The organism is Burkholderia sp. Ed8 (genome assembly GCF_040761425.1).
GTDB lineage: Bacteria > Pseudomonadota > Gammaproteobacteria > Burkholderiales > Burkholderiaceae > Burkholderia > Burkholderia seminalis.
In genome coordinates this window covers 3,557,027-3,570,170 of the sequence record NZ_CP142886.1, presented here as the reverse complement: position 1 = coordinate 3,570,170, position 13,144 = coordinate 3,557,027, and the positions used below count along the sequence as shown (strand labels likewise).

The 13,144-nt window shown below is 67.3% G+C and carries 11 protein-coding genes; 8 read left to right on the top strand and 3 right to left on the bottom strand.

The window, feature by feature from the left end; all coding sequences use genetic code 11:
* Positions 1 to 12: 12 nt before the first annotated feature.
* From VXM69_RS30415 to map, 3 genes are read right to left on the bottom strand one after another with little or no spacing between them, the layout of a single operon-like run.
* A complete protein-coding gene (locus tag VXM69_RS30415) occupies positions 13 to 1,740 on the bottom strand; it encodes a pseudouridine synthase (protein WP_367189710.1) in 1,728 nt (575 codons plus the stop codon).
* A 16-nt stretch (positions 1,741 to 1,756) separates the two neighbouring features.
* Positions 1,757 to 4,333: a [protein-PII] uridylyltransferase gene (locus tag VXM69_RS30410; protein ID WP_301741536.1), complete on the bottom strand. Its 2,577-nt coding sequence runs from the start codon at positions 4,331 to 4,333 to the stop codon at positions 1,757 to 1,759.
* Positions 4,334 to 4,378: 45 nt separating this feature from the next.
* Entirely contained in the window at positions 4,379 to 5,194 is an 816-nt protein-coding gene (map, locus tag VXM69_RS30405; RefSeq protein WP_021159103.1) for a type I methionyl aminopeptidase, read from the bottom strand.
* A gap of 377 nt (positions 5,195 to 5,571) precedes the next feature.
* Between map and rpsB the strand changes: the two genes are divergently transcribed.
* The 8 genes from rpsB (at position 5,572) to rseP (ending at position 13,134) form a co-directional block, all read left to right on the top strand.
* Positions 5,572 to 6,312 carry a 30S ribosomal protein S2 gene (gene rpsB / locus VXM69_RS30400; protein ID WP_006483818.1) on the top strand — a complete coding sequence of 247 codons (741 nt, stop codon included), beginning with the start codon at positions 5,572 to 5,574 and terminating at the stop codon, positions 6,310 to 6,312.
* 162 nt (positions 6,313 to 6,474) lie between these two features.
* Complete coding sequence (gene tsf / locus VXM69_RS30395; protein WP_034188848.1) at positions 6,475 to 7,356, top strand: translation elongation factor Ts; 882 nt, start codon at positions 6,475 to 6,477, stop codon at positions 7,354 to 7,356.
* A gap of 156 nt (positions 7,357 to 7,512) precedes the next feature.
* Positions 7,513 to 8,226: a UMP kinase gene (pyrH, locus tag VXM69_RS30390; protein WP_011352459.1), complete on the top strand. Its 714-nt coding sequence runs from the start codon at positions 7,513 to 7,515 to the stop codon at positions 8,224 to 8,226.
* A 91-nt stretch (positions 8,227 to 8,317) separates the two neighbouring features.
* A complete protein-coding gene (frr, locus tag VXM69_RS30385; protein WP_027787089.1) occupies positions 8,318 to 8,878 on the top strand; it encodes a ribosome recycling factor in 561 nt (186 codons plus the stop codon).
* A gap of 49 nt (positions 8,879 to 8,927) precedes the next feature.
* Positions 8,928 to 9,710, top strand: coding sequence for a polyprenyl diphosphate synthase (gene uppS / locus VXM69_RS30380; RefSeq protein ID WP_034188847.1), 783 nt, complete (start codon positions 8,928 to 8,930; stop codon positions 9,708 to 9,710).
* Positions 9,704 to 10,525: a phosphatidate cytidylyltransferase gene (locus VXM69_RS30375; protein WP_034188846.1), complete on the top strand. Its 822-nt coding sequence runs from the start codon at positions 9,704 to 9,706 to the stop codon at positions 10,523 to 10,525. The genes uppS and VXM69_RS30375 overlap by 7 nt, the downstream gene beginning before the upstream one ends.
* A gap of 15 nt (positions 10,526 to 10,540) precedes the next feature.
* Positions 10,541 to 11,737, top strand: a complete 1,197-nt coding sequence (locus VXM69_RS30370) for a 1-deoxy-D-xylulose-5-phosphate reductoisomerase (protein ID WP_367189709.1) — start codon at positions 10,541 to 10,543, stop codon at positions 11,735 to 11,737.
* Between the two features lie 11 nt (positions 11,738 to 11,748).
* Positions 11,749 to 13,134 (top strand): RIP metalloprotease RseP, encoded by a 1,386-nt coding sequence (rseP, locus tag VXM69_RS30365; RefSeq protein ID WP_367189708.1) that lies wholly within the window; start codon positions 11,749 to 11,751, stop codon positions 13,132 to 13,134.
* Positions 13,135 to 13,144: the final 10 nt, after the last annotated feature.

Sequence of the window (13,144 nt, the reverse complement as noted above, 5' to 3'; positions counted from 1 at the left end):
GTGTGCCCGCGCTCAGAACGTCTCGTCGGCCGACAGGTAGCGCCATTGGCCTTGCGGCAGCGCGCCGAGCATCACGCGGCCCATGCGCACGCGCTTCAGGCCGATCACGTCGAGGCCGACCAGTTCGCACATGCGGCGGATCTGGCGCTTCTTGCCTTCGCGCAGCACGAAGCGCAGTTGCTCGCCGTTCTGCCAACTGACCATCGCGGGCTTCAGCGCGACGCCGTCGAGTTCGAGGCCGTGGCGCAGCTTCGCGAGCGATTCCGCCGGGAAGTGCTGGTCGATGTCGATGAGCCGCTCGCCGAAGCGCACGCGCACCAGGTACTCCTTGTCGATGTCCGACTGCTCGCCGATCAACTGCTTCGCGATCACGCCGTTCTGCGTCAGCACGAGCAGGCCGGTCGAGTCGATGTCGAGCCGGCCGGCCGGCGCGAGCGCGTGCAGGTGTTGCGGCGAGAAGCGCACCGGCGAATGGTCGCCGCTCCAGCGGTTCGCGCGCGTGATCAGCACGGCCGCCGGCTCGTAGCCGTCTTCGGCCTGACCCGAGACGTAGCCGACCGGCTTGTGCAGCAGGATCGTCACCTGCGCGGCCTGCGCGGCGCTCGCGCGCTCGTCGATCTCGATCTTCTGGTCCGCGCGGACCTTGGTGCCGAGCGTGTCGATGCGTTCGCCGTCGACGAGCACCCAGCCTTTTTCGATCCATTCGTCGGCTTCGCGGCGCGAGCACATGCCGAGCTCGGACATCCGCTTCGACAGGCGCATCAGGCCCGTTTCGTCGCCGTAGTCGACGTCGGCCGACGCACGCTTGACCGGTTGCGCGGTCTTGACCGCGCCGAACGAGCGGCGCTCGCCATCGCGTGCGGGACGAGCCGGACGGTCGCCGAAGCTGCGTTTCGCGCCTTCGCCGGATGCCTTGTCGCGATAGGACGGACGCTTGCCGTCGTCGGCGCCTGCGCGGCGCGGGCGCGCATCGTCATCGCGGCGCGGCGGACGGTCGGACGACGGGCGGCGGTCGCCGAAGCTGCGCTTTGCAGCTTCGCCGGCAGCCTTGTCGCGATAGGACGGGCGTTTGTCGTCGTCGCCACCCGCGCGGCGCGGGCGGGCATCGTCGTCACGACGCGGCGGACGATCGGACGACGGGCGGCGGTCGCCGAAGCTGCGTTTTGCGCCTTCGCCGGCAGCCTTGTCGCGATAGGACGGGCGTTTGTCGTCGTCGCCACCCGCGCGGCGCGGGCGGGCATCGTCGTCACGACGCGGCGGACGATCGGACGACGGGCGGCGGTCGCCGAAGCTGCGTTTTGCACCTTCGCCGGCAGCCTTGTCGCGATAGGACGGGCGTTTATCGTCGTCGCCACCCGCGCGGCGCGGGCGGGCATCGTCGTCACGACGCGGCGGACGATCGGACGACGGGCGGCGGTCGCCGAAGCTGCGCTTCGCACCTTCGCCGGCGGCGTTGTCGCGATAAGGCGCGCGCGTGCCGCGTTCGGCACCGCCGTCACGCGGCGCACGCTTGGCCGGTGCGCGATCCGTGCCCGGGCGCTCGGCGCCGGCGGCGCCGCGCGGCTTGAACGAGCGTTCGCCAGCGGCGGCCGGGGCGGCCTTCTTCGGACGGGCCGGCTTGTCCCCCGCGGGCGGCGCGGCGGGACGCACCGCCTTGCGGGCGACGAGGCTGCCGGAGCGGACAGGGGCGCGGGTCGGCGACGCCGGCTTCGGATTCTTGACGGTTAGTTTGGTGCGCATAAACGCTGGAATTCATTCAGACTGCGATCGCACGCAGCAATTCGGTTTCGAGCTGGATCTGCAGGCGGTTGTCGGACAGGCCGGCGCCCGCGAGCAGGAAGATGTCTTCGACGCGCTCGCCGAGCGTATTGATCCGCGCCGCATGGACGCCGACCCGATGCTCGGCGAGTACGCGCGCGATCGAATAGAGAAGGCCCGGCCGGTCGTTGGCCGACACGGACAGGATGTAGTACTGGCCGCGCTCGTCGGCCCGCAGGTCGACGCGCGGCGTGATCGGAAACGTCCGCGACAGCCTCGACAGGCGGCCCTTGGACGGCTCCGGCAGCGGGGCGGTTTCGGCAAGCCGCGTCGCGAGCTGCTGCTCGACGAGATTCGCGATGTCGCGGTAACGCACGTCGCGTTCGGTCTGCGTGACGATGAAGTTGTCGAGCGCATAACCGTGCCGCGTCGTGCTGACGCGTGCATCGAGCACCGACAGCCCGTTGCGGTCGAAATACGCGCAGATGCCCGCGAACAGGTCGGGGCGATCCTTCACGTACACGAGCACCTGCAGCGCGTCGCCGATCGGCGACGGCCGCGCGCGGACGATCGCGGTTTCGGCGTTCACGTGCCGGTACAGCACGCGCGTCTGCCACGCGATGTCGGCCGCATCGTGACGCAGGAAGAAGCCGACGTCGAGCTGATCCCACAGCGCGCGATGCGCGTCGTCGGGCACGGTCTCGAGGCGCAGTAGCGCGAGCGCCTGTTCCTGCCGCGACTTCAGCTCCGAGTGCGCGTCGGGGTTCGCGCCGCCGAGCACCGCGAGCGTGATGCGGTACAGGTCCTCGAGCAGCTTGCCCTTCCACGTGTTCCACACCTTCGGGCTCGTGCCGCGGATATCGGCGACGGTCAGCAGGTACAGCGCGGTGAGGTAGCGTTCGTTGCCGACGACTTCGGCAAAGCGCTTGATGACCTCGGGGTCGCTCGTGTCCTGTTTCTGCGCGACCTGGCTCATCGTCAGGTGATGCTGGACGAGCCACACGATCAACGACGCGTCGTCGCCGGCGATGCCGTGCTCGCGGCAGAAGCGCCGCGCATCGGCCATCCCGAGCGTCGAATGGTCGCCGCCGCGGCCCTTCGCGATGTCGTGGAACAGCGCCGCGACATACAGCACCCACGGGCGCTCGAAGTTGCCGATCAGCTGGCTGCAGAACGGGTATTCGTGCGCATGCTCGGCCACCGCGAAGCGGCGGATGTTGCGCAACACCATCAGGATGTGCTGGTCGACCGTGTACACGTGGTACAGGTCGTGCTGCATCTGGCCGACGATGCGGCGGAAGTTCAGCAGATAGCGGCCGAGCACGCTCGTCTGGTTCATCAGCCGGAACGCGTGCGTGATGCCCTCGGGCTGCTGCAGGATCCGCATGAACGTGTCGCGGTTCTGCGGATCGCGGCGCCACGTGTTGTTCATGATTTCGCGCGAGTTGTACAGCGCGCGCAGCGTGCGGGCGGAGAAGCCCTTCACGCCGCGGGTCGTCTCGTACAGCAGGAACGCTTCGAGGATCGCGTCGGGATGACGCTCGAACACGCCGTCATCGACGATCTCGAGCATCCCCTGCTTCTCGACGAAGCGATCGGGCGACAGCACGCGCGTGATGCCGCTCGTCGCGGGGAAGAGCTGCGCCTCGATGTTCTGGATCAGGATCGTCGCGAGCTGCGTGACGGCCTTCGCGGCCCAGTAGTAGCGGCGCATCAGCTGCTCGCTCGCTCGCTTGGTCTGCGTCGGCTGGTAGCCGAAGCTCTCGGCGGCCTGCGTCTGAAGGTCGAACACGAGCATGTCCTGGCGGCGGCCGGCGATCACGTGCAGCCGCGCGCGCAGCGTCTTCAGGAAGCCCTCGTTGCGGCGCAGCTCGCGTGCTTCGCGATCGGTGATGAGGCCGCGCGTGTCGAGTTCGCGCCAACTGCTGCCGAAGCCCGCCGCGCGCGCGATCCACAGGATCGTCTGCAGGTCGCGCAGCCCGCCGGGGCTTTCCTTCACGTTCGGCTCGAGACTGTACGGCGTGTCCTGGAACTTCGCGTGGCGCTGGCGCATCTCGAGCACCTTCGCGGTGAAGAACGCGCGGGCGTCGAGCGCCTCGTGGTAGCGCACCGTGAAGCGCTCGAACAGCGCGGTGCTGCCGACGATGCGGCGAGCCTCCAGCAGCGAGGTCTGCACCGTGACGTCCTGCGACGCCTCCTCGATGCACTGCGCGACCGTGCGCACGCTGCTGCCGATCTCGAGGCCGAGATCCCACGCCATCCCGATGAAGCGCTCGATGCGCGCGTCGAGCGCCGGGTCGTGCGCATCGGGCAGCAGCACGAGGATATCGACGTCGGAATAGGGCGCGAGCTCGCCGCGCCCGTAGCCGCCGACGGCGACGAGCGCGAGCGTCGCGGGCAGCCCGCAGTCGTCCCACACGCGCTTGAGCGCATCGTCGGTGAGTTTCGACAGCGCGTGCATCAGCGATGCGACGGTCGTTGCGTGGCGAAAACGCTCGAGCAGCTCCGTCTTGGCGGCCTTGAATTCGGCGCGCCGCGACAGCGCGTCGGGCGAGGGGGCGGCGTGAGCGCTCATGGGCAGCCGTTCAGGTGCGGGCGGGGCGGGCGGGCGCGACGGCGCTCAGACCGCGGCAGCCGGTTGCGCGAACACGGGGCGCGCCGGCGTGCCGGCCGACACGGTCAGCACCTCGTAGCCGGTTTCGGTGACGAGCACCGTGTGCTCCCACTGCGCCGACAGGCTGCGGTCGCGCGTCTTGACCGTCCACTGGTCGGGCATCGTGCGGATGTCGCGCTTGCCGGCGTTGATCATCGGCTCGATCGTGAAGATCATCCCGGCCTTCAGCTCGATGCCGGTGCCCGGGCGGCCGTAATGGACGACCTGCGGATCCTCGTGGAACACCGTGCCGATGCCGTGGCCGCAGTATTCGCGCACGACGCTGTAGCCCTGCGCTTCCGCGTGCTTCTGGATCGCGTAGCCGATGTCGCCGAGGTGCGCGCCGGGCTTGACCTGGTCGATGCCGAGCCACATGCACTCGTAGGTGGTCTGCACGAGGCGCTTCGCGAGGATCGAGCCTTCGCCGACGATGAACATCCGGCTGGTGTCGCCGAAGTAGCCGTTCTTGATCACGGTGATGTCGATGTTCAGCGCATCGCCGTTCTTGATCACCTTCTCGCCGGGAATGCCGTGACAGATCACGTCGTTGACCGAAATGCAGGTGGCCTTCGGGTACGGCGGATAGCCGGGCGGCTGGTAGTTCAGCGGCGCGGGGATCGTGCCCTGTTCGTTGAGCATGAACTCGTGGCAGAGACGGTCGAGTTCGGCGGTCGTGATGCCCGCGACGACGTGCGGCGTGATGAAATCGAGCACTTCGCTCGCGAGACGGCAGGCGACGCGCATCTCCGCGATATCGTGTTCGTTTTTGAGCGTAATAGCCATCGAGGTATGCCTGGAATGCGGTGAATTGACGGATTATCGCACCTTATGGCTGCCCTCGCAGCCCCTGCCGGCCGCGCGGATGCGGGTTTTCGCGGATTGTCCGGCCGGCTGGCGCGCGGCAGCGAAAGTGTCGGGCGACTTGAGGGCGGACAACTCGGCGTGCTATACTCTTTGGCTAAGTCGATGTCCAAATGCCGAACTTGCCTCATTTTGGGGCGGCATGGCGACGAAAGGCTTGCGGCACGGGCGTTTTGCACGTGCCGAATCGCAAGTCGGCGCAACCAGGGTGCCGGCCGCGCGGAATTCGCGCCCTTCGGGGCGGGTTCGCGCGGCGGTACGGCGGCCGGCTTAAGACCCAACCCTCGTGGAGAATTTACATGGCAGTTACGATGCGCCAAATGCTGGAAGCGGGTGTCCACTTCGGTCACCAGACGCGCTTCTGGAACCCGAAGATGGCTCCGTTCATTTTCGGTCACCGCAACAAGATTCACATCATCAACCTCGAAAAGACGCTGCCGATGTTCACGGACGCACAGAAGTACGTGCGCCAGCTGGCAGCGAACCGCGGCACGATCCTGTTCGTCGGCACGAAGCGTCAATCGCGTGACACGATCGCCCAGGAAGCGCAGCGCGCAGGCATGCCGTACGTCAACGCACGCTGGCTCGGCGGCATGATGACCAACTTCAAGACGCTGAAGGTATCGATCAAGCGCCTGAAGGACATGGAAGCGGCAGTCGAGGCAGGCGAGCTCGAGAAGATGAGCAAGAAGGAAGCGCTGCTGTTCGAACGCGAAATCGCGAAGCTGCAGAAGTCGATCGGCGGCGTGAAGGACATGGGCGGCATTCCGGACGCCATCTTCGTCGTCGACGTCGGCTACCACAAGATTGCCGTCACGGAAGCGAACAAGCTGGGCGTGCCGGTCATCGCCGTGGTCGATACGAACCACTCGCCGGAAGGTGTGGATTACGTGATCCCGGGTAACGACGACTCGAGCAAGGCAGTCGCGCTGTACGCCGAAGGCGTGGCCGACGCGATCCTCGAAGGCCGTGCGAACGCGGTCAACGAAGTGGTCCAGGCCGCACGCGGCGACGACGAGTACGTCGAGGAAAACGCGTAACTGGCCCCGAGCCGGCGCAAAAAGGGGGCTCTCGAACAGGCCCCCTTTTTTAAGCTTGTGCGCCGGACCTGATCGCGCCGAATCGGCGCGGGTCCGGAAACGAATCTCGGCCGTTCGCGTCCAAGCGGGCGGCGTTGTGAATACAGACTCAAGGAGCGAATGATGGCGGCAATTACCGCAAGCATGGTGGCAGAACTGCGCGCGAAGACCGACGCACCGATGATGGAGTGCAAGAAGGCGCTGACGGAAGCCGACGGCGACCTGGCCAAGGCTGAAGAGCTGCTGCGCGTCAAGCTCGGCAACAAGGCGAGCAAGGCGGCATCGCGCGTGACGGCCGAAGGCGTCGTCGCATCGTTCGTCGGCGGCAACGCAGGCGCGCTGGTCGAACTGAACTGCGAAACCGACTTCGTCGCGAAGAACGACGACTTCCTCGCATTCTCGAAGACGGTGGCGGAGCTCGTCGCGACGCAAAACCCGGCCGACGTGGCTGCGCTGTCGGCGCTGCCGCTCGACGGTTCGACGGTCGACGCGGTGCGTCTGGCACTGATCGGCAAGATCGGCGAGAACGTGTCGATCCGCCGTTTCGTCCGTTTCGAAACCGCGAACAAGATCGCCACCTACCTGCACGGCGCGCGGATCGGCGTGATCGTCGAGTACACGGGCGCGGAAGAGCAGGTCGGCAAGGACGTCGCGATGCACATCGCGGCCATGAAGCCGGTCGCGCTGTCGTCGGCCGACGTGCCGGCGGAACTGATCGAAACGGAACGCCGCGTGGCCGAGCAGAAGGCTGCCGAATCGGGCAAGCCGGCCGAAATCGTCGCGAAGATGGTCGACGGTAGCGTCCAGAAGTACCTGAAGGAAGTGTCGCTGCTGAACCAGACGTTCGTGAAGAACGACAAGCAGACGATCGAGCAGATGCTGAAGGCAGCCAATGCCGCCGTGCAGAAGTTCGCGCTGTTCGTCGTCGGCGAGGGCATCGAGAAGCGCCAGGACGACTTCGCCGCCGAAGTGGCCGCGCAAGTCGCAGCAGCAAAGCAGCAGTAAGCAGTCAGGCAGTATCCGCGGCGGGCGTCCGCTCCGCCGCGGCCGGCGGCGCCGCCGGCCGGCCGGGAACCCCGGTCCGGTCGGCGGCGCTTGCCCGAATCAGTATTTCGCCCCTACAGTTCGTGGTTGTCATCCTCTCGTCGCTCGGAAGCCCCTATGTCCAATGCCTATAAACGCGTCCTCCTCAAACTCTCCGGCGAAGCGCTGATGGGCGACGATGCCTTCGGCATCAATCGCGCGACGATCGAACGGATGGTGGCCGATATCGCCGAAGTCGTGCGTCTCGGTACGCAGCTCGCGGTCGTGATCGGTGGCGGTAATATTTTCCGCGGTGTCGCGGGCGGCGCGGCCGGCATGGACCGCGCGACGGCCGACTACATGGGGATGCTCGCGACGATGATGAACGCGCTGGCGCTGCAGGACGCGATGCGCCACGCCGGCATCGAGGCGCGCGTGCAGTCCGCGCTGCGCATGGACCAGGTCGTCGAGCCGTACATCCGGCCCCGCGCGATCCGCCAGCTCGAGGAAGGCCGCGTCGTGATCTTCGCGGCCGGTACCGGCAACCCGTTCTTCACGACGGATACCGCCGCCGCGCTGCGCGGGTCGGAAGTGGGTGCCGAGGTCGTGCTGAAGGCAACCAAGGTCGATGGCGTATATTCTGCCGATCCGAAGAAGGATCCGTCGGCTACGCGCTACACGACGATCACTTTCGACGAGGCGATCAGCCGCAACCTGCAGGTGATGGACGCGACGGCCTTTGCGCTGTGCCGCGACCAGAAGCTGCCGATTCGCGTGTTTTCGATCAACAAGCCGGGCGCGCTCAAGCGCATCGTGCTGGGCGAGGACGAAGGTACGCTCGTCCACGTGTAAACTCCCGCGGATGCGGGTCATCGGCCGCGGCGTATCTCCTGCGCCGGGCGGGGCCCGCGTTCTTTGAAGGTTTGAAGGTTCGGAGGTTGAAATGAGTGTCGCTGATACCAAGAAGGGCGTCGAGCAAAAGATGCAGCGCTCGATCGAAGCGTTCAAGAACGATCTGGCCAAGATCCGTACGGGCCGTGCACACACCGGTCTGCTCGATCACGTGCAGGTCGACTACTACGGCTCGATGGTGCCGATCTCGCAGGTCGCGAACCTGACGCTCGTCGACGCGCGCACGATCGGCGTGCAGCCGTGGGAAAAGAACATGGTCGCGAAGGTCGAGAAGGCCATCCGCGAAGCCGACCTGGGCCTGAACCCGGCAACGGCCGGCGACCTGATCCGCGTGCCGATGCCCGCGCTGACGGAAGAGCGCCGCCGCGAGCTGACCAAGGTCGTGAAGGGCGAAGGCGAGACGGCCAAGGTCGCGATCCGCAACCTGCGCCGCGACGCGAACGAAGCGCTCAAGAAGCTCGTGAAGGACAAGGAAATCTCGGAAGACGACGAGCGCCGTGCGAGCGACGACGTGCAGAAGCTGACCGACAAGCACGTCGCCGAAATCGACAAGCTCGTGCAGACCAAGGAAGCCGAGATCATGACGGTCTGACGACCGTCCTCGCGCGCCGCCTTCCTCCCGCATTACTGTCTCAACGGCCATGACCTATACCAGCTCTACCGTTCGCGTGCCTGACGTCGGCGTCGTGCCGCGTCACATCGCGATCATCATGGACGGCAATGGCCGTTGGGCGACCGAACGCCGCTTGCCGCGCGTCGCGGGGCACACCCGCGGCGTCGATGCCGTACGGGCAGTGGTCGAAGGTTGCGCGCGCGCCGGTGTCGAATACCTGACGCTGTTCGCGTTCAGTTCCGAAAACTGGCGCCGGCCGAACGACGAAGTGTCGTTCCTGATGCGGCTGTTCATCACCGCGCTCGAGCGCGAGGTCGGCAAGCTGCATGCAAACGGGATCCGCCTGCGTGTCGTCGGCGATCTCGACCGTTTCGAGCCGCGCATCCGCGAGCTGATCCGCCGCGCCGAAACCAAGACGGCGCGCAATACGCGCCTGACGCTCACCATCGCGGCCAACTACGGCGGCCGGTGGGACATCCTGCAGGCGACGAAGAAGCTCGTCGAGCAGGCCGTGCGCGAGGGGCGCGAGGTCGAGGTGACCGAGGACGCATTCGCGCCGCACCTGGCGATGGCCTATGCGCCGGAGCCCGACCTCTTCATCCGTACGGGCGGCGAGCAGCGCGTCAGCAACTTCCTGCTGTGGCAGCTCGCGTACGCCGAGTTCTATTTCACCGACAAATACTGGCCGGATTTCGACGGCGCGGCCCTGGCCGACGCGTTGGCGTCGTATACCGAGCGCGAGCGCCGTTTCGGGCGCACGAGTGCGCAGCTCGAACCGCAATCGCAGAACGCCGACTCCCTTTCATGCTGAAAACCCGTGTGATCACGGCGATCGTGATGCTGGCAGTGCTGCTGCCGGTGACGCTGTTCGCGCCGCTCACGGCGTTCGGCGCGCTGATCGGCGCCGTGCTCGTGTTCGCCGCGTGGGAGTGGGCGCGCCTGCTGAAACTCGGCGGCGCCGGCCCCGTCGTCTATGCGGTCGTCGCGGCGCTTGCGCTGGCGGCCACCACGCCGCTCGGCGTCGACGCGGCCGGATCACGTCCCCTTTTCATGGCAGCCGGCGTGTTCTGGCTGCTGGTCGGCCCGTTCGCGCTGCGGCGCAAGCCCGAACTCGCGGGCGGCGTCTGGCGGCCGTTCCTGCTCGCCGCCGGCCTGATCGTGTTCGCGGCCTGCTGGCATGCGCTTGTCGCGGCACGCGCGCAGGGCGTGCCGTTCGTGCTGTCGCTGCTGCTGGTCGTCTGGCTGGCCGATATCGGCGCATACTTCGCGGGCAAGGCCTTCGGAAAGCGTAAACTGGCCGTGACGATCAGCCCCGGCAAGAGCTGGGAAGGCGCGATCGGCGGCTGGCTGGCCGTGATGATCGTCGCCGGTGTCGCGATGGCCGCGCATGCGTTCGAGCCGACCCTGTTTTCCGCATTTGCCGCCCGCTACGGGATGCCCGGCGCGTGGGCCGCGCTGACGCTGCTGGTCGTGTACAGCGTGATCGGCGACCTGTTCGAGTCACTGTTGAAGCGGCAGGCGGGCGTGAAGGATTCGAGCGGACTGCTGCCGGGCCATGGCGGCGTGCTCGACCGAGTCGACGCGCTGCTGCCGGTGCTGCCGCTCGCGATGCTGCTGCTTGGTTAAACCATTCATTCTTTTATGCAAAAACGTCTGACATTGCTCGGTTCCACGGGCTCGATCGGAGACAGCACGCTCGACGTGGTCGCGCGCCATCCCGAACGCTTCTCGGTCTACGCGCTGACCGCGCACCGCAACGGCGACAAGCTCGTCGAGCAGTGTCTGCGCTTCGCGCCCGAAGTGGCGGTGGTCGGCGATGCCGCGACGGCCGCGCACGTCGAGACGAAGCTGCGCGCGGCGGGCAGCAAGACGACCGTGCTGTACGGCCCGCAGGCGCTCGTCGACGTGTCGAAGAGCGACGGCTGCGATACGGTGGTCGCGGCGATCGTCGGCGCGGCCGGCCTCGCGCCGAGCCTCGCGGCCGCGCGCGCCGGCAAGCGGATCCTGCTCGCGAACAAGGAATCGCTCGTGATGTCGGGTGCGATCTTCATGGACGCCGTGCGCGATCATGGCGCGATCCTGCTGCCGGTCGACAGCGAACACAACGCGATCTTCCAGTGCATGCCGCGCGACGCGGCCGAGCACGGCGGGATCTCGAAGATCATCCTGACCGCGTCGGGCGGCCCGTTCCGCACGCGCGAACCGGCCACGCTCGCCGACGTGACGCCGGACGAGGCGTGCAAGCATCCGAACTGGGTGATGGGCCGCAAGATCTCGGTCGATTCGGCGACGATGATGAACAAGGGCCTCGAGGTGATCGAGGCGCACTGGATCTTCGGGTTGCCGGGCGATCGCATCGACGTGCTGATCCATCCGCAGAGCGTGATCCATTCGCTCGTGTCGTACCGTGACGGCTCGGTGCTCGCGCAGCTCGGCAACCCCGACATGCGCACGCCGATCGCGCACGCGCTCGCGTTCCCCGAGCGCGTCGACGCGGGCGTCGGCCCGCTCGACCTCGCGCAGATCGCGCAGCTGTCGTTCGAGAAGCCCGATTACGCGCGCTTCCCGTGCCTCGCGCTCGCGCTGAAGGCGCTCGAGGAAGGCGGCATCGCGAGCGCCGCATTGAACGCGGCGAACGAGGTTGCGGTCGAAGCATTTCTCGAGCGCCGGATCGGCTTCATGGCGATCGCGGCGACGGTCGACGCGGTGCTCAACGCGCTGCCGAACCGCGCGCCCGACGGGCTCGACGACGTCCTGGCGGCGGACGCCGAGGCACGCCGCCTCGCCGCCGAAATCATTGCAAAAGCGCCTGCGCCACGCGTGGAGCGTACCGTCTGAATGGAGTGCTCATGAACGTGCTGGTCGAACTGGTCGCGTTTGCGGTGGCGATCGGGGTACTGGTCGTCGTGCATGAGTACGGGCACTATCGTGTCGCGCGCTGGTGCGGCGTGAAGGTCCTGCGATTCTCCATCGGCTTCGGCCAGCCCGTCGCACGCTGGGTCAGCCGCCGCACGGGCACCGAGTGGACGCTGTCCTCGCTGCCGCTTGGCGGCTACGTGAAGATGCTCGACGAGCGCGATCCGGGCCCCGGCATCCGGCCCGACGAACTCGGGCAGGCGTTCAACCGGCAGTCCGTCTACAAGCGGATCGCGATCGTCGCGGCCGGCCCGATTGCGAACTTCCTGTTGGCAATCGGGCTGTTCTCGATCGTGTTTGCCACCGGCGTGACCGAGCCGGCCGCGGTCGTCGCGCCGCCGGCCGCCGGAACGGTGGCGGCCCGTGCGGGCTTCGACGGCGGCGAGACGGTCGTGTCGATCCGCGACGCGCGCACCGGCGACGCGCAGGGCGGCGAGTCCGAGCCGGTGCGGTCGTGGTCGGACCTGCGCTGGAAGCTGCTGTCGGCCGCGTTCGATCACCGCGAGATCGTGCTCGGCGCACGCGACGGCAACACGACGTTCGATTTCCGCGTCGACCTCCGGCAGGTTCCCGACAGTCAGCTCGACGACGATTTCATGGCCCATCTGGGCTTCGAGACCGGCGGCGGCACGCTGTCGGTCGCGTCCGTGCAGCCGGGCAGCGCGGCGGAGCAGGCGGGCCTGAAGGCCGGCGACACGCTGGTGGCGCTCGACGGCAAGCCGATCGGCGGCGCGACGCGTTTCATCGATTCGGTGAAGCACCATGCGGGGCAGGCGCTCGACCTGCGGATCGAGCGCAACGGCGCCGCGCAGACGGTGTCGATCGTGCCGCAGATGCAGCGCGACGACGAATCGGGGCAGCAGGTCGGCCGGATCGGCGCGGCGCTGTCGATGCACGCGCCGTCCGTCGACGTGCGCTACGGGCCGATCGAGAGCCTGCGGCTCGGCGCGCACCGCACGTGGGACATCTCCGTGTATTCGCTGAAGATGTTCGGGCGCATGATCACGGGCAACGCGTCGCTGAAGAACCTGTCCGGCCCGGTGACGATCGCCGACTACGCGGGCAAGAGCGCGCGGCTCGGACCGTCGGCGTTCCTGTCGTTCCTCGCCCTTGTCAGCATTAGCCTTGGCGTCCTGAACTTGTTGCCGATTCCCGTTTTGGACGGGGGGCATCTGTTATATTATGCGGTTGAAGCCGCGACCGGGAAAGCCGTCTCGGAGCGCTGGCAGCTGATTCTGCAAAGAGCCGGGTTGATCTGCATCGTCGCATTGTCGGCGATCGCGCTGTTCAACGATCTGGCTCGGTTAATCCATTTCTGAAGCGTCAGGC